10 protein-coding genes are annotated in these 16,776 nt (G+C 59.4%); 4 read left to right on the forward strand and 6 right to left on the reverse strand.

Features of this window, described 5'->3' with window-relative positions:
• Positions 1 to 1,366: 1,366 nt before the first annotated feature.
• The 3 genes from JNK74_20130 to JNK74_20140 form a co-directional block, all read right to left on the reverse strand.
• Positions 1,367 to 3,247 carry an ATP-dependent helicase gene (locus JNK74_20130; protein ID MBL7648494.1) on the reverse strand — a complete coding sequence of 627 codons (1,881 nt, stop codon included), beginning with the start codon at positions 3,245 to 3,247 and terminating at the stop codon, positions 1,367 to 1,369.
• Positions 3,247 to 5,307, reverse strand: a complete 2,061-nt coding sequence (locus JNK74_20135) for an AAA family ATPase (protein ID MBL7648495.1) — start codon at positions 5,305 to 5,307, stop codon at positions 3,247 to 3,249. Before JNK74_20135 ends, JNK74_20130 begins: the two co-directional genes overlap by 1 nt.
• Positions 5,308 to 5,610: 303 nt before the next feature.
• On the reverse strand, positions 5,611 to 6,657 hold the full coding sequence (locus JNK74_20140; GenBank protein MBL7648496.1) for a Gfo/Idh/MocA family oxidoreductase: 1,047 nt from the start codon (positions 6,655 to 6,657) through the stop codon (positions 5,611 to 5,613).
• Between the two features lie 644 nt (positions 6,658 to 7,301).
• On the opposite strand from JNK74_20140, the gene eboE reads away from it, so the two are divergent.
• The 4 genes from eboE (at position 7,302) to JNK74_20160 (ending at position 12,366) form a co-directional block, all read left to right on the forward strand.
• Positions 7,302 to 8,474, forward strand: coding sequence for a metabolite traffic protein EboE (eboE, locus tag JNK74_20145; protein ID MBL7648497.1), 1,173 nt, complete (start codon positions 7,302 to 7,304; stop codon positions 8,472 to 8,474).
• Positions 8,475 to 8,602: 128 nt separating this feature from the next.
• Complete coding sequence (locus JNK74_20150; protein ID MBL7648498.1) at positions 8,603 to 9,517, forward strand: UbiA family prenyltransferase; 915 nt, start codon at positions 8,603 to 8,605, stop codon at positions 9,515 to 9,517.
• The gene (locus tag JNK74_20155) at positions 9,514 to 10,899 is read left to right on the forward strand and encodes an alkaline phosphatase family protein (GenBank protein ID MBL7648499.1); all 1,386 of its coding nucleotides are present in this window, start codon (positions 9,514 to 9,516) and stop codon (positions 10,897 to 10,899) included. Before JNK74_20150 ends, JNK74_20155 begins: the two co-directional genes overlap by 4 nt.
• A gap of 240 nt (positions 10,900 to 11,139) precedes the next feature.
• On the forward strand, positions 11,140 to 12,366 hold the full coding sequence (locus JNK74_20160; protein MBL7648500.1) for a GGDEF domain-containing protein: 1,227 nt from the start codon (positions 11,140 to 11,142) through the stop codon (positions 12,364 to 12,366).
• A gap of 29 nt (positions 12,367 to 12,395) precedes the next feature.
• On the opposite strand, the gene JNK74_20165 is transcribed toward JNK74_20160, so the two are convergent.
• The 3 genes from JNK74_20165 to JNK74_20175 are packed head-to-tail and all read right to left on the reverse strand — an operon-like array spanning position 12,396 to position 16,601.
• Complete coding sequence (locus tag JNK74_20165; GenBank protein ID MBL7648501.1) at positions 12,396 to 12,998, reverse strand: response regulator; 603 nt, start codon at positions 12,996 to 12,998, stop codon at positions 12,396 to 12,398.
• A gap of 52 nt (positions 12,999 to 13,050) precedes the next feature.
• Positions 13,051 to 13,479, reverse strand: a complete 429-nt coding sequence (locus tag JNK74_20170; GenBank protein MBL7648502.1) for a response regulator — start codon at positions 13,477 to 13,479, stop codon at positions 13,051 to 13,053.
• Between the two features lie 5 nt (positions 13,480 to 13,484).
• Positions 13,485 to 16,601: a CHASE domain-containing protein gene (locus JNK74_20175; GenBank protein ID MBL7648503.1), complete on the reverse strand. Its 3,117-nt coding sequence runs from the start codon at positions 16,599 to 16,601 to the stop codon at positions 13,485 to 13,487.
• Positions 16,602 to 16,776 lie beyond the last annotated feature (175 nt).

Consider the following 16,776-nt stretch of genomic DNA (forward strand, 5'->3'; position numbering starts at 1 on the left):
CTTACGTCCCTTACGTCCCTCCCGTCCCTGCCGCCCCGGTGAACACCACAACCGCCCAAAACCAACCACGCTCACCACGGGTGCCACCCATACGCGTAGGAGCCTGCGACGAAGCTTATGGGTGATGGGACGCCTGCGCGGAGAATGCCGTCCCCGGAACGCCGCTCCGACGCCATCCCCGACCAAATTCGACCAAACCGACCCAACCCGCAACTCTTAGCCACGAAGTGGCGACATAGCGTAGTCCGCCGTAGGCGGGTCGCAGACGCGCGCAGGCGGGTCGCAGACGCGCGCAGGCGGGTCGCAGACGCGCGCAGGCGGGTCGCAGACGCGCCGCAGGCGGGTCGCAGACGCGCCGCAGGCGGGTCGCAGATCCGCCTGGGCGGAAAATGCAGTCCCCGGAGCTCCGCTCCGACGCCCTCCCCGGCCAATCCGACCCGCTACTCGGGATTGTTGTGGTCCTCTGCGTTATCACCGTGGTCTTTTGCCTGTGGCTGCTGTGGAGGTGATAACGAGGAAATCGCTTCCTCGGCCTCCTTCTTCCGAAGTGCCACACGAGCGTTCGCTCTGATATATGTAACGTACTTCTCAGGCACGTTCCACGTTCGGTCATTTCCGTCGCAAAGTCGAATGGATTCTATTTCAGCGATTCCCTCATAGCCGAGAGGTGCACTCCATCGGCCTCTCGGCCCTCCCGATTCGAGAGTGTACTCCGGCCTACTGGGTGAGCCATCTTCAGGATCGTGTCTAAGAGCAAACACGTGTTTCTTTGGGAGTACCGCTTCAACCCTAGAAATCGTAATATCTTCGCCTCCCTTATTCGAGGCTACTACCGTGAGAACGATATGATTCCTCATTGGTCCACCAAGCTCAACGGAATTGGAAGCACTCCGCATCGCTCTTTGGGGGTTGGTTTCGTCAGACAATGCTGCCTTGATACTGAGCGCGCTTCGAATCGACCACCAACGATCCAGACGGTTGGCGACCACACTCACAAACGCACTCACCATGGTGACCCAGAGAAAAGTCATGATCAAATCCCCACCGTATATCCGATTCACACTCTTCGAGGCGCATGACCTCAAGCGGAAGCTGTGTCCGCGCACCCAAAGAATACGCCCCAACGGCACCCCAAACAACCAGGCAACCCTTCACCCCTCACCTCCAGAAAATGCAGCCCCCCCGGAGCCCCGCTTCTACATCATCGCGACCAACCCACCGCAATCCGCAAGTCCCAGTCCCGAAGTGACGGCACAGCGAACCTGGAAACCACTAGAATCAATTGGCGTGAATCTATGTAATGTCGGTTACGGCAGGTTTGAAAGTCGTCCCAATTGATGAATGTATCCTCTAGAATGGAAGTCCATCACCTACAGTCCACTGTAGGAACCCCAGCTCGTCTAAGAATTTCGTAAAGTTCATTAATACTGCTATTTCCCTGCGGCCTTCGTCCCCAGCGTTCATCTCGCACATCAGAGTAAGTGAAATACACTCGTTCAATGGCACGGGAGAACGCGACGAAAAAGCCCCGTTTCTCTTCGTCAGGTTGATTTCTGAAAGACCACCATTGACTGTCCTCCAATCCGAGGAAGATGACCGTGTGAAATTCCAGCCCCTTGCTCTTGTGAATGGTCATTGCCGGAACCACGTCAACGCCAACCAAATCATCGACAGCCTCACGAGCCGAAGCAAAAGCTCCCATCGAGACCTGCAATTCATCGGCAAAATTGTTGATTGTGGAATTCAGAAATGCACCCGTTCGATATTGTCCGTATACAGCTCGAAAGTGGGCTTCACCCACCATTTCAATCAATTTTGTCAGTAGCCCCTCGACATATTGCCCAGACGTCAAAGTTTCCCTGGCATGCTGTACGAGCGCCACGCATCTCTTCTCAATCTGCGCCGTGTCGGCATTTTCATCCAGACCAAGGAGCATTGAAATAGTACTTGTTAGGATGTCCCAGGCTTCTGCGTCCCGGTTTCTGGTGCTCAACCGGAGTACTGCAAGAAGGAAATGGACTACCGGTTCAATCAACAGATCTTGTAGTTGAGACTCATCACGAAGTCGAATATCACGTTTGGACAGCGCTTTCTTTAGCGTCTCAACCATTTCCCCTGTTCGTTGACGAACAATAATACAGAAATCCCGTGGTTTCATATCTTCATCGCGCAAGCCTGAAGCGATCAACTCAGCCACATATTCAGCCTCAGCCTTGGGGTTCTTAAACTCAAGGATAGAACAACTTCCACTCGCGTCCACTTTTGCAGCCTGAGCTTGGGGCGCATCCGCCTCTATTGCCATTGCTATGACTTGCTGCATCTGGACTAACTCAGGCGCAGACCTGTAGTTTCTAACCAATTCATGAGAAACCGCCTCAAAGTCAGTCATGTAAGTATCGAACACCTCTGTCATCGCCCCCGCCCATACCATGATGCGCTGCTTGCTATCCCCGACGGCGGTCAATACCGATTCCGACCCGAGAAAGGCAGCACGAACTAAGTCATACTGTGAAGCGGTGGTATCCTGAAACTCGTCAAGAAAAACATGCGTGTAGGTTGTCCGGAGAGCCTGCGTCAGCTTTGGGTTGCTCCTCAGAAGGTACGCCGCCAAACGATTCAACATCGGAAACATCAGGCTCTCTTGACCTGCGGGCCTAGTCAGTTGCTCTTGCCACCACAAGCGCCCGAAATGCGCGTCTAACGGATCCACATCGGGGCTGTCGTAAGGAAGCCTCGAACCGTAGGTAAAGGTCTCGAATCTACGTTTTAGCTCACCGTCAGGCAGATGACTTATGTCGGGTCCAGAATGGCCTGTGGGCAATCCGACGTTCTTCAGCCACGCGCGAATTCGGTTAACATCCGGCGAGCGGACCATTACCTCGTAATCGGCTTTCGGACGCCACTCCTTGGGCAAGGATAGCCTGAACCGGTCAACCAGGCCTTTGGCAAAGGCATCAAGAGTGAACGAATCAAAACGCTGGGCCCTGTCGCCGCACCGTGTTCGCACACGCTCGCTAAGGTTTTTTGCGGCATCTCGCTTGAAGGATATAGCAAGAATTCGATAAGGAGACTTGCAGGTACCCGTATCAAGCAGAAAACACGCCCGCTGGGCAAGAAGTTCCGTCTTTCCAGCGCCTGGCCCAGCCGTTACAAGGGCATTCTGGCATGATTGAACCACTCGACTGGCCGCTGGCTCTAAGGAATCAACGCCAGCGGGAACCCAGAGTTCAGGCTGAATGAGCGCCATCAGCCATCACCGTTGTTCTGGGCGACAAGAACCCGCGCCCGAGCGACAAGATTCTTCAGGGCGGCGGGCATCTTTTCTCGAAGTTCATGCTCCTTAATCTTTACGAGGGCTTGCATGTGGGTCACGGGCTTTGAGCCATCTATGAACAAATACTTGTACCACGCGAATAGCTTCTGCTGTTCCGGGCTATAAGTCTCACCGAGAGAATCTGGAGCTTTGTCGGCATCTGCCGAAAGAACCTGTTTCATCCTACGGTTGATGGCAACTTGGTATTCTGGGTCCTCTTTTTCGGGAAGTCGTGGCCCCCTACGAGCGGGAGCCAAGCTCACGTAAGCTTTGGTGAAAGCCTCCAGCATGGCGAAGTCCAAATCGAGTGGAGACGAGAAGAATATATCGAAGTGCTCTGCGAACATTCTGAGGCATTTTTCAAGATTATCGATTTCATTGGAAGGACGATCGGAAACCTTTTTCCACGTTTCATCCTCAAGATTTACTGTTTTTCCTTTTGCATTCGTATAGCGTAGGCGTTCGTGCCCCATGCCAAACTGCGCCACCAGTTGGTCACGAACGTACTGAATTCGCCCCCAACCGGCCCCCTCCTTTTCACGATCCAAGTCAAGTAAAGTCAGGAACGGAATATCCAGCCCATGCAGAAGCCTCCAAAAATGGTTGACGTGTTTCCCGCCGAGGGGAACCACCGAAATGAAATGCGTGTCAAGAGGTGATCCGCTCACCTCAAACAGCTTTTTAAGAACGATTTCTTCCGATGGTCCTTCGCCCAGAATGACGAGTCTGGCAAAGTAGAGTTCTGGAAAGCCGCGAACTGCTTCACGAACGTACTTGAAAGACTCATCAGATTTATCTGTCGGTAGTGGAATGGACATTACCCGTGTCGAACGGGACTGCTCATGCCCAAGGAAATACCGAACATCATCGGGTTCAATACGCCCAAGAATGGAAGGTGAATGGCTCGTTATGATTACCTGCGCTGAGTCTCCGGCACCGGTTTTCATCAACTCCGACACGATACGGCCCAGGTAGTGCGGTGATAGGTGATTTTCTGGCTCCTCGACGGCGAACAACGTTAGGACGGGTAGCTTTTCTGCCAATTCTGGGCTGAAGCCCTTTGTCTCCGCGTCAGTTCTTAATAACTCCTCTATACGGAAGAGTCCAAGTGATAGGGAGAGGGCAAACAACGACCGTAGGCCGTCGCTCAAGTCATCCGCCCCCATGGTTTGACCGTCTTCACCAGGATTGAAAACAGGAATCAAATGCCGAATTAGGGCGGCGGGAGTTTCCTCCAATATCTGAAACGACAGGCTCCGGGCAACACGGCCATCATAGAATCCCCGCCAAGATTTTTGGATCTCGGAATTCATAGTCTGGATGCCGAGAACTTCCCCTAGTTCTTCCTGAATATCTACGAGCTTGTTCTTCAGGGACTCCTCAGCCCCGTTCCAATCCAAAGCGTCAAGCAGTCTTCCGAACGTTGTTGCGGTTGTTGTCCGCATCAGCTGTTTAGGGTCACGAGCAGCCGGAACGTACACTACCCGCACCTTGCCACGATCTCCAGCCTGGACTCTACAACGGTTCTCGTCTTTCATCGTCACTGGGTCGTCCGAGTCGGTCAGAATCCACCAGATGGACTGCTCCACATCACCTTCTGCCGTACCGTCGTCTGTCCATGTCGCCTCCAGCCGAACGCGGCAATAGGGCGTGCCACCGATCTCTCCCACAATCATTTGATTGAACGTTTCGGGTACTGCCGTAGACGCCGTCACTCGGTCCTCTTCAAGTTCGGGGAACGCAAGGCGGCACTCTATGCTCAGGGCGCGGGACGGCTTGTCCTTGAGGCTTTCGCCAGACGAAAGGTGGAAGTCGGATGGAACAACTTGGCGCTGTCCCGTCGACTCGCCGAATAGCCGTGCCAAGGCCATCATTGCGGCTGTTTTTCCAGATGCATTCGGCCCAACGAAGCAAGTCAGGTTATCTAGGTGGATCGTCTGGCCCCCTTGGTCAAAGCACCGAAAACCGTTCATCGTTAGAGACTCTATTTTCATCGGACCTCTTTTTCGGCTCACCAAATGGTCGAACCCTCTTGTTGGACATACACCACGATGAGTATGACACGCCGTTCATTTCGACATCCCCATAACGGTTGAGTCATTCACTCGCTGCTCGAAATTATGGTCCCCGAAAATTCGTCCTCGTTGGCAGGTAGGGACTTACGACACGGTGGTTTCTGCCAGCTTCGGCACACGATTCCGCCCATCTTCCAACCTTGGCAGCACCGGATCTGGAACGAGAGAGCCCTTCGGGGCGGATTTCGATGCCCCGTTCTCCCACCGATTGCCATACCCCCCCTACACCGCCACCACCCCACATCCCCCCTCCGCCGATGCGAACAATGCCGCCATAACCCGGTGACACGCCAAAGTCCGCTCGGGCCATTGCCCATCAACCTTCCCGTTCAGCACGATCCCCGAATAGGTCTCCACCAACTTCACCACATGATCGCAGGGTTCGACCTTCACTTCCACATCCTTGCCCATGACATCGCCGAGGAAATAGTGTCCGCTGCCCACAAAGCGCCCTTCGTAGGCGGCGAAGTTGCCACTTCTTCCCTGGCCGCCGACCTGATCGTCCACGCGGATGAGCCCGGTCTCGCCGACGACTTCAAACTGGGAGCGGTGGGGCAAAATACAGCCGCTGTCGAAGGTGGCCATGCGCCCGTCGGAGAACCAGAGGGTGCCGCCGCAGCCGACGATAGTGTCCACGGTGTTTTTGGAGATGTAGTTCATCTGCACGCGCTCGGGCAGGGCGTAGCCATAGGCCCATAGAATGGCGCCGATGGGATACCAGCCCTGATCGCCGAAGCAACCCATGGGCTCGCGGGTTTTGTCGGTGCGGCCGTTGCCCCCTTCAAGCCAGGCTTTGTCGGGATACTTGAAGGTAAATGCGGCAGTGACGCGCCGCACCGCGCCAATGTCGCCCGCCGCGATGCGCCGCTCGATGTCGTGGGTGCGCGTGCTGTGGACCCACATGGTGCCGTCCATGAATTGCACGCCCTTGTCGCGACACACCGCAATGGCCTCTTCAATACCGTCGGCAAAGGGCTTCTCGGCGTAGACGTGCTTCCCCGCTTCGGCGACCTTCTTGATCCATTCATTGCGCAGGGCGCTGGGCAGGGGAATGTAGACGGCGTCGATGCTGTCGTCGGCCAGCAACTCATCGTAGGACCCATAGGCCTTGGGCACGCCGTGGGCCGTTGCCCAGGCCTGGGCCTTGTCCAAAGAGCGACTGGCCACAGCCACGACTTCGGCGTTGGCCGCGTCGTGAAAACCCGCGACGACTTTCGTGGCGATTTCGGCGGTGCTGAGGATGCCCCAGCGAACCTTGCGACTTTCCATGATTCAGTCCTCTTCCCCAACGAGTTAAATACCCGGTTGATTCCGCTCCGCAACCTGGTGAGCCTCGTCCCAAGTTGTTCAAAGAGAGTAACATCCCGCTCGCCCGCCACCCAAATAAGTGCAACGCGCCATTCATATATATAGAAGCAGTGGGTGGTGAGGTTCCGATCGGACACTCGCCCCTTCCACGCGTCCAACGCTCCTGCGGGAAGTGCGCTGGCGGACTCCACGGACAGGCATACCGGTTACCCTGTCCAGACACCGCCAGACACCCCGCAGCCGGTGAACGCACAAAGGGAAACCACCCATTGCTGGAAATAGTCCGGCGCCGGACGTGCATGTAGTACACCCCTCCCCCCGCAAGCGGGGGATTTCTCTCGCTCGGGTGGCCCCTCGGAACCCCAGAGCTTACGAGGCCGTCTTCACTCGCTGGAGCGAACTTCTTGGTCCCCCCCGCTTGCGGGGGGGCAGGGGGGGTAAGCCCGCTTACGGGGGGGCAGGGGGTAATCCCATAGCTGCCCTCCATCGCATCATCGCGCGACCCACTGCAAACCAAATCTCCCCGCCCACTTCGTGCAACGCACGGCCCCGCCCCACTATAATGGCCTACACATTTCATTTCCCGTCACCCCAGTCGAGATCACATGTTTACCAACGACAATCCCCTCAGCTACTGCACGAACATCCACGCGGGCACGGACTACGCCACCACGCTCGAAAACCTGGAGCGCTACGCCGTCGCCGTGAAGGCGCGCGTGTCGCCCGATAAGCCCATGGGCGTGGGGTTGTGGCTGCCCGCCTCGGCCGCGCGCGAGGTCGTGCAGCACGACCGCGCGGGCGCCCTGGCGGACTGGCTCGCGGAGCGCGGTCTGTGCGTGAATACGATGAACGGCTTCCCCTACGGCGATTTTCACCAGGCGGTGGTGAAGCATGCGGTCTACAAGCCCACCTGGGCCGACCTGGAGCGGCTGGACTATACGAAGGACTTGGTGCGCATTCTCGGGCGGCTGCTGCCGAAGGAGGCGGAGGGGAGCATTTCGAGCCTGCCCATCGGCTGGCCGGGCGAGGACGACGAACTAACCCTGCGCACGGCCGCGCGCCATCTGCTGGAGCTGGTGGATCACCTGGCGCGGGAAGAAGCCGCCACCGGCCACTGCATCCACCTCGACATCGAGCCCGAGCCCGGCTGCATGCTGGATACGAGCGAGGACATCATCCGCTTTTTTCACGAGCACCTGTTTAGTCACGGGAACGAGGCCCACATTACCCGCTACCTCCGCGTGTGCCACGACGTGTGCCATGCGGCCGTCATGGGCGAGGATCAGCTCGATGTTCTCCTGGCCTATCAGCATGCCGGCCTGCGTGTGGGCAAGGTGCAGATTTCATCCGCGGTGGAAGCGGATTTCTCCCGATTGGATTCGAGCCGAAATTCGGAGGCCCTTGCACAGCTCGCGGGCTTCCAGGAGCCGCGCTACCTCCACCAGACCGCCGTCACCAATGCGCTGCACCCCGGCGAAATGACGCTCTACGAAGACCTCCCCGAAGCGCTGGACGCTATCACCGGCGAATCCCTCGCGGAGCTGACCCTGCGCACCCACTTCCACGTGCCCCTCTTCCTCGAGCGCTTCGGCCACCTCCGCGCCACGCAGGACGAGGTGCGCAAGTGCCTCCAGCACGTGGCGGAGTTCACCGACTGCAAACACTTCGAAGTCGAGACCTACGCCTGGAACGTGCTGCCAGTGGAACTGCGCGTGGACGATCTCGCCGAGGGAATCGCGAAGGAAATGCAGTGGGTGATGGATACGACAGCGAAATGAAGATCTTTAACCACAAAGAACGCAAAGAGCACAAAGGATTTCTTTCTCTGTGTTCTTTGTGTTCTTTGTGGTTAAAAGCTGCACTCTCTGATGTCTTTCAGCGTTGCCCATGCACAGGGACCGTCTAAATGCCTCCGAAGTTCAAGGCCTATCTGCAACTTGCGCGGATCTCCAACCTCCCCACGGTGTTCTCAAATGTTCTGGTGGGTGCGGCGCTGGCAGTTGGGCCGACATCGCTGGATTGGGCGCTCGTATTCGCGGCCATATTCGCCGTGTCGCTTTTTTACATCGCCGGAATGGCCCTAAACGATTTACTGGATCGAAGTATTGACCGCGTCGAGCGCCCCCAGCGCCCCATACCATCGGGTACACTCAGTGTAGGTGACGTAAGGAGCTTCACCGCAATATGTTTTTCCGGCGGAATGCTGATCCTAATTCTATGGGTTCCATGGGCAATTCTGCCGGGGCTAGCGTTAATTGCATCAATCACACTTTATAACTACTTCCACAAGCGATGGTCTGGCTCCCTCGTGTTCATGGGCTTGTGTCGCGCCCTGGTTTACATTGCCGGTGCAGCCGCAGTAACGGCAACATCAAATGAGTACCTGAATGAAACCGAAAACTATGAAGTGATCTTTACAATAGGTTGGGCGTTGATGAATTGCGCCGCCCTCCTCGCCATCTACATCATCGCCCTAACCCTCGTCGCACAAAAGGAAGTCTCTGGCGGCCTGGGTTTCCGTCGCTGGCTCGCTGCGACGTTGGTGCTAATCCCCCTTCCCGCGCTGTGGTTCATGCCCACCCCCGACTGGCGCTGGACACTCCCCGCCATGCTTATCCTGAACCTGTGGCTCATTCGCTCCGCGCGCTTTATCTGGCAATCGCCGCCCCGGGTCGTCCCCGCCGTGCTGGGCTGGCTCGCGGGCATATCCCTGTTAGACGCTTTTTTCCTGACCTTGACCCCTTTTCCCTGGCTGTCGCTGGTTGCCCTCGCGTGCTTCGCCGTAACGGTCTGGGGACACCGGAGAATTGCCGGCACATGAACACGACCCACCACCCCACGGCGGTCATTCTGGCCGTCGGCCTGACCGAATCTCTCATCGGCGACGCCTGTCCGCGTATTCGCGATTTCGTGAAGGCGGGCGAGCTCCGACATTTGGAGCCCTCCTTCCCCGCCGTCACCACCACGGTGCAATCCTCCATGCTCACGGGCCTGCAACCGAATGAGCACGGTATCGTGGGCAATGGCTGGTACAACCGAGAGCTTTCGGAGGTCCAGTTCTGGAAGCAGTCCAATCCCCTCGTGCAAGGAAAGAAGGTCTGGGACATCGCCCGTGACCGCGATCCTTCCTGCACCACGCTGAACATGTTCTGGTGGTACAACATGTATTCCTCCGTGGACTATTCCGTCACGCCGCGCCCGATTTACAAGGCCGATGGACGCAAGATTCCCGATTGCTACTCGTCCCCGCAGAACCTGCGCGATGAACTCCAGGCGGAGCTGGGCACCTTCCCCCTCTTCAACTTCTGGGGCCCGGCCTCGTCCATCAAATCCACCCAGTGGATTGCCGACGCCACCATCTATTGCCACAAGAAGCAGCGCCCCGGTCTTACCCTGGTCTATCTCCCCCACTTGGACTATTGCCTGCAAAAGCTCGGGCCGGAGCACGCGGACATCCCGAAATACGTCCGCGAACTCGATGGCGTCGTGGGTCAGCTCCTGGACTACTTCCAGGGCGCGGGCGTGCGGCCCATCATCGTCAGCGAATATGGTATCGAGCCCGTGGACGACGCCGTCCACCCCAACCGCATCCTCCGCGAAGCGGGTGCTATCAGCATTCGCGAGGAAGAAGGTCTGGAACTCCTCGACGCGGGCGCGAGCGACGCCTTCGCGGTGTCGGATCACCAGCTCGCCCATGTCTACATCAAAGATCCGTCGCGCATCGGCTACTACCACGATCTCCTCCGCGCCGTCCCGGGCGTGGAGCAGGTGCTGGACCGCGCGGGCCAGGCCGCCATCCACCTCGACCACGAGCGCAGCGGCGATCTGGTGCTCGTCAGCGAGGCGCGGCGCTGGTTCAGTTACTACTATTGGCGGGACGACGCCCGCGCCCCCGATTTCGCCCGGTGCGTGGACATTCACCGCAAGCCGGGCTACGACCCCGTGGAGCTTTTCCTCGATCCAAAGCTGGCTTTTCCCCCCGCCCACATCGTCTGGCGTCTGCTCAAGAAAAAACTCGGCTTCCGCACGCTTATGGACGTGATCCCCCTGGATGCCTCCCTCGTGCGCGGCTCCCACGGCCGCGTGGGGCAAACCCGAAAGGAGATGCCCCTGCTGGTGTGCAAGTCTCCCGCGTCTGACCCGACACCGGTTCTTCCATGCACGGCAGTGCGGGACATCATACTAACGCATCTTTTCGATTAATCCAGTGGTTGGGCCCCGGTTTCGGCCGGGAGCGGCGTGCGCCCCCCTCGAAGACCGGGACTTTCCCGCACATAGCTTGCAAAGCTGCGGGATTTTCCCGTAGATTGTGCCCTTGACCGGGGTCAGGCATCTCAAACACGTATTCAAACAGTATCAGCGGGTGCCCTGCTGTCACTGTTGAGAAGAAACGGGACGTCCCAGGCCAGCCCTCCGGTGCATCCAGCGCAAGGGAAGAAAGTGATGACGGACAGCGACCAAAGCGACCCGAGGCTCAAAGAGTACAAAGAATACGTGCTCGCCATGCAGCGTCTCGAGTTCGGTGACCGAAATTTTGACGGTGGCGACGGGCCGCTGGGCGAGTTGGGGACCGCCCTGGTGGATCTCTCCCGCGTGATGGAGCGCCGCTACCACGAGCTTGCGCGGCTCCTGGAAATTGCGGAGCGGGTCAATCACGGTGTATTCATCGGGGAAGTGATGGACCACATTTACGATTCCTTCCGCCCGATCATTCCCTTCGATCGCATCGGACTGGCCCTCCTGGAGGAGGACGGCGCCGTTCTACGGTCACACTGGGCGCGCTCAGACTCCTCCGACGTGAAAATTGCAATCGGGTATGCCCAGAACATCGAGCACAGCAGCCTTCAGCAGATTCTTCAGAGCGGCAAGCCCCGTTTGCTCAACGATTTGGAGTCCTATTGCCGGGAGAATCCCTGCTCCGAGTCCAGCCGACTCGCCTATGCCGAGGGTATCCGTTCCAGCCTGACCTGTCCCCTGGTGGCCATGGGAAAGCCCGTTGGATTCCTCTTCTTCTCCAGCAGGAAGCCCCACACTTACGCAAACCTCCATCAGGACCTTTTCCTGCGCATCGCAACCCAGCTCAGCGTTATTCTGGAAAAGAGCCGGCTTTACGAAGAACTCTACCAGCTCAATGCGGAGCTGCGCGAGGCCCGGAACGCGCTGGAACATCAGGCGACCCACGATGTGTTGACCGGTCTGTGGAATCGGGGCACGATCCTCGAAATCCTGGACAAGGAACTTGCCCGATCGCAACGCGCAGGCCATCCCGCGGCGGCGTTGATGATCGACATTGACCACTTCAAGCAGGTCAACGACCGCCATGGTCACCTGGCGGGCGACGAAGTCCTCCGCGAGGTGTCGCGCAGGCTCGCCGAGGTTGTGCGCAAGGGCGATGCCCTGGGCCGCTACGGGGGAGAAGAGTTTCTGGTGGTCCTCGCGATGGACAACATCGCCGAAGCGGAAACCGCCGTGGATCGCCTTCGCCGGAGCATCGCGGCCGTGCCCGTTACGGCGGGGAACGAAGCCCTCAGCGTCTCGGTCAGCGTTGGCATGGGGATTGTGAAGTCGGGCGAATACGCGACGGGCGAAACGCTGCTGCGGCTGGCCGACGAGGCGCTCTACGCGGCCAAGGCATCAGGCCGCAACCGGGTGGTGGTTCACGCTCGCTGACCGGCCCCGGCGTGTCGGGCCGCCGCAGGCTAGCCGGATCGGGGATAGAGCGATTTCACGCACTCGGGACAGATGCCGTGGGAGAATTTCGTGTTTGAGTGGCGCGTGAAATATTCTTCCACCTGCTGCCAGTAGCCGTTGTCATTGCGGATGCGCTTGCAGGAGGAGCAAATGGGCAGGAGCCCCTGCAGAATCTGCACGTTCCTCAAGGCGTCCTGCAACTCACTTACCAGGCGATCCTTCTCCCGGAGCAGGCCGTGGCGCTGTATGGCGTAGCGTATGGTCTTCAGCATCAGCGGCGCGTTGATGGCGCTCTTCACCAGGTAGTCCTGCGCCCCCAGCTCCAGCGCGCGCATGCCGAGGGCCTCGTCGTCTTCCACGGTCTGGAGTACGATGGCCGGCGAGGTATCGGATTCCCGTTGCAGGGTCTCGATAAAGTCCATGCCGTCGCCATCGGGCAGGTGCAAATCCAGGAGAAGGCAATCGTAGGTATTGCAGGCGAGCTTGGCCATACCCTTCTGGAGTGAATCTGCCTCGTCGACCCGCGCCCAGGCCTCGGGCCCCTCGCTCAAATACCGCCGCACCCGAAGGCGGTCAACCTCGTCATCTTCAATCAATAGAATGCTCAGCATCGGCCGCCTCTGGTTCTAGTTCAACGCCTTATCGCCACTTCCGTAAAGATATTCAGGGTAATTCTACCACACGCCAGTAACACGCCAACATCTCCATGGCCTTGACGAACTCCCGCCCGGCCTCGTCTTTGAGCATGAACCCGGCCACGTTGTGCCGGTAGGCCTCCAGCCGGTCCTCGTCGTTCTTGGAGGTGGTCAGCACGAACACCACGGTGACCTTCAACGCTTCGTCCGCCCGAAGCGCCGCCAGAAACTCAAGCCCCGTCATCCGGGGGAGGTTGATGTCCAGCAGCACAAGAAAGGGGGTTTCAAGCCGGGCCTCGCTCCCCGCGCCGCGCAGGATTTCAAGCGCCTCGATGCCGTCCCGGGCGCGCACAATCTCATTGGCGATCCGCAACTGGTGGAAGCCGCGCTGGACCCGAATCACATCGACTTCGTCGTCCTCCACCAACAGAATCTTCACTTCTCTCGGTCTTGACATTGAAATCACGCTCCTTTGCCCGCTTTCGGCCAGGTGAATTCGACGGTCGTGCCCCGTCCCTCGGTTTCAAGCAATTGGACATGGCCGCCGTAGCGTTCCACAACTTTTCGGACCAGGGCCAGCCCCATGCCGCTGCCCTCCACCTCATCCCGCGGGCGAAGGGTCTGAAACATGCTGAACACCTTCTTGTGATACTGGCGCGGAATCCCGGGGCCGTCGTCCGCCACGCGGAATACATAAAACTCCCCCTGCTCGAAGGCGGCGATCTCGAGCACACATTCGTCCCCGTCATGGTGCTTGATCGCGTTCGAAATCAGATTGCGCAACACTTGATGGAGGGGCGTGCGGACCGTATCGAAAGCCGGCAGGCCCTGCGTCCGTATCGTCACGGGTGCGGCCCCCCGCACCAGATCGGTCACCTGGCTCACCATCTCGGCCGTGTCTACAAGCTCCGTCTCATTCGCCAGTCTGCCGGCGCGGGAGTAGTCGAGCAAGTCCTCCAGCAGCTTCCCCATGCGCACCACACGGTTTTTTATCAGCGCGAGATGCTTCGCGCTCCCCGGCGGGAGCAGGCCGGTGGTGTCCTCCTCGATCCAGTGCACGAGACTCGCGATGGCGGTCAGGGGGGCCCGAAGATCGTGGGAGGCCACATAGGCGAAGTCGTCCAAATCGCGGTTGGTGGACTCCAGTTCGCGCGTGTGGGCTTCGAGCTTGCGCCGCGCCTCATCCCGCTCGGTGGTATCGGTGACGAGCACCAGTACCTGGACCCCTTCTCGGGATTCAAAGGGCGCCAGGGCAATTTCCACGTGGAAGGTCTCGCCGTTCAGTTTGATGGCGGTTCGCTCCCGAACCTCGCCCGCAGGGCGAATCGCCCGGCCTGCCTCCTCCGGTCGGTCCTCCACCTGCGGCGCGGGCTCCATCGCGCCGGGAATAAAGCCGTGCAGGGGCCGTCCCACAATCGCTTCTCTTTCGCAGCCAAACTGCCCCAGGGCGACCGGATTCACATCGGAGATCGTCCCCGCCTGATCGACGGTGATCATCCCTGTGGGTGCGGAGTCGATAATCTGCCGGAGCCGCGTCTCGCTCCACTGAATTTCCTCATATTGCCGCTGAACAGCCTCCAATAGAAACAGGGCAATCGTCGTCGCCGCGGAAAGAAAAAGCCCGGAAAATAAAATCAGGATGGGGAGGTTCGAGCGCTGGCTGGCCAGCCATACCGGCTTGGGCAGCAGTTGAAGGGTCCACGCGCCGTCTCTCATGCTCGCCGTCACCGGCGTATCGCCACCGCCCCCCTCCGGCCAGGGCGCCTTTTCGCTCTCGAAGATGAGACTACTCCCTTCCCACACCCTGAACCGGTAGTTCTCCCGCGTGGCGGTGGAGAGCACATCGAAAAGACGGTCGAGCCGATAGAGTCCCACGAGATAACCCGCCGTCTCGCTTGCCCGATGCACCGGCGTAATCACGATGAAGCCCGGGCCAATCTGGGATACATTCAGGGTATCTGTGGAGGCGAGCTGTCCGGTTTCCCGTACCCGTTCGAGCACCGCCCGCCCCTGCGGGTGCGAGGCCAAATCAAAGCCGATAATCTCCTCGTTGCCTTCCAGTGGCTCCAGCCAGCGCAAGCGCGACGCTTCGTCGGCCCAGGCGATGGCGGCCACCGTCTGAAAATCGCGCAGGTGTGCGCGCGCATCCGAAGTCCAGGCGGCCTTGCTCGTGCCTCCGCTGATTTCCCAGCGGGCGGCCATGCGATTGAGCGCATGGTTGTGATAGGTGATTTCCATGCCGATGAGCCGCGTGATTTCTTCGGCCTGATTCCGCACGAGGTCGCGGATCTTGGTCTGTTCGTCGTGGTACACCGCCTGCCATACCCACAGCGAGGTGGCCGCCAGCGCCACCCCGGTTGGCAAGGGAGCGAGAGAAACCCGGCGGCGCAGTCCCTCCAACTGGACCACGTCGCGGGCGATCCCTCCCAGGCCGAGGACGAAGAACCCGGCCGCCGTATGGACGGCCATGGGGGTCATCTGGCCCCAACTGTAGGCGCTGTCGATTCCCGCAAGGTAGCTGACCAGGGTAACGAAGCCGAGCGAGGCCACGATCGAGCAGAGGGTGCTGGAGGTCGTTGCGCCCCAGCGGCCCAGGTGGGACTGGCAAAGGAAAACGCCAAAAAGGATGAAGCACAGGGCCGTGTTCGGGGCCATGCGGCCCGGAAAAGTGGTGTTCACCGTAATGAAGTGATCCACAAAAAGCTCGTCTATGCCCAGATTGACGCCGGTGAGATACTGGGAAAGGGTGAGGCACGCCGCCAGGAAAAGTATCAGTCCCAAGCCACTCGCGAGGCGCGGACAGCGGTTGATCAGCGCGAGGAGACCGCCACCGCAGAGGGTCAGGCACAAGGCGGTGTTGAACTGCATGGGCGTCAGCCCCGGTGCGACCTGAATCAGCACCGCATCTCGGGCGAACCATCCAAAAACGACCGCGCCGCCCAGGAGCACCGTGCCCGCGGCGGTCACCATGCTGAAGGGTATGAAAGGCCGGTGGGCGCGGCTGAGAAAGCCGAGGCAGAAGGTGGACAAGAGCAGTCCCGCGAATAGATCCAGCAACCACCAGGTCGCCCCGGCCATAACCACAAAGGGATAGGGCAGCCCAGAGCTTACGAGGGCCGACAACATGACCGGCGCCACGCCGACCGCGCTGCCGAAGGGGCCGGCGGCGAGAATAAACCGCGTGTAAACCCACGGCGCACCGGCGTCGAGCAGGGTCGGCGCAATGCGCGTTACCAGACCGTAGGTCGCCGCCGCCTGGAGCGAGGCGGCGAGGGGCAGTACCAGAAACCAGGTCGGGTGGACAAAGGCCGGCGGGTCCATCTCCGGGTATGCGCACCAGACGCCTGCGGCAACGGCCCCCAGAAGCACCCCGGGAAAGGCCCGCCACCCCAGGGCCATGAGCAACGACAGGGCGACACCGGAAGGAAGCAGGGGAAGCTGGGCCGCACCAATGCCGGGCGATATGGAAGCGAGCCAGGCGGCCGGAAGCCCGAAGGCGATCGCGGGAAGTATGAGGAGTAACGCTACCCCTCGTCCCCCCTTGATGGGAATCTCGAAGGCGGGCCCCAATCTCGTCATGGTATTCCATTCACCGGCGCACCACATCTCGCACGACCAATTGACCTCGGGGATCGGGCCCCACCGCACTCGTCACACCCTCCGGGGGCACGACACCGCTGCGATGAGAAGTCTACTCCGCACCCGGGCGGAAATCAATACATCCCCGTGATCGAGTGCGGGCAATGCGGTGATC

It is taken from the genome of Candidatus Hydrogenedentota bacterium (assembly GCA_016791475.1).
Lineage (GTDB): Bacteria > Hydrogenedentota > Hydrogenedentia > Hydrogenedentales > JAEUWI01 > JAEUWI01.

What these genes read in the sequence shown, in the direction of transcription:
- JNK74_20130 (MBL7648494.1), bottom strand. Translation starts at nt 3,247, where the DNA reads ATGGCGCTCATTCAGCCTGAACTCTGGGTTCCCGCTGGCGTTGATTCC.
- JNK74_20135 (MBL7648495.1), bottom strand. Translation starts at nt 5,307, where the DNA reads ATGAAAATAGAGTCTCTAACGATGAACGGTTTTCGGTGCTTTGACCAA.
- JNK74_20140 (MBL7648496.1), bottom strand. Translation starts at nt 6,657, where the DNA reads ATGGAAAGTCGCAAGGTTCGCTGGGGCATCCTCAGCACCGCCGAAATC.
- eboE (MBL7648497.1), top strand. Translation starts at nt 7,302, where the DNA reads ATGTTTACCAACGACAATCCCCTCAGCTACTGCACGAACATCCACGCG.
- JNK74_20150 (MBL7648498.1), top strand. Translation starts at nt 8,603, where the DNA reads ATGCCTCCGAAGTTCAAGGCCTATCTGCAACTTGCGCGGATCTCCAAC.
- JNK74_20155 (MBL7648499.1), top strand. Translation starts at nt 9,514, where the DNA reads ATGAACACGACCCACCACCCCACGGCGGTCATTCTGGCCGTCGGCCTG.
- JNK74_20160 (MBL7648500.1), top strand. Translation starts at nt 11,140, where the DNA reads ATGACGGACAGCGACCAAAGCGACCCGAGGCTCAAAGAGTACAAAGAA.
- JNK74_20165 (MBL7648501.1), bottom strand. Translation starts at nt 12,998, where the DNA reads ATGCTGAGCATTCTATTGATTGAAGATGACGAGGTTGACCGCCTTCGG.
- JNK74_20170 (MBL7648502.1), bottom strand. Translation starts at nt 13,479, where the DNA reads ATGTCAAGACCGAGAGAAGTGAAGATTCTGTTGGTGGAGGACGACGAA.
- JNK74_20175 (MBL7648503.1), bottom strand. Translation starts at nt 16,601, where the DNA reads ATGACGAGATTGGGGCCCGCCTTCGAGATTCCCATCAAGGGGGGACGA.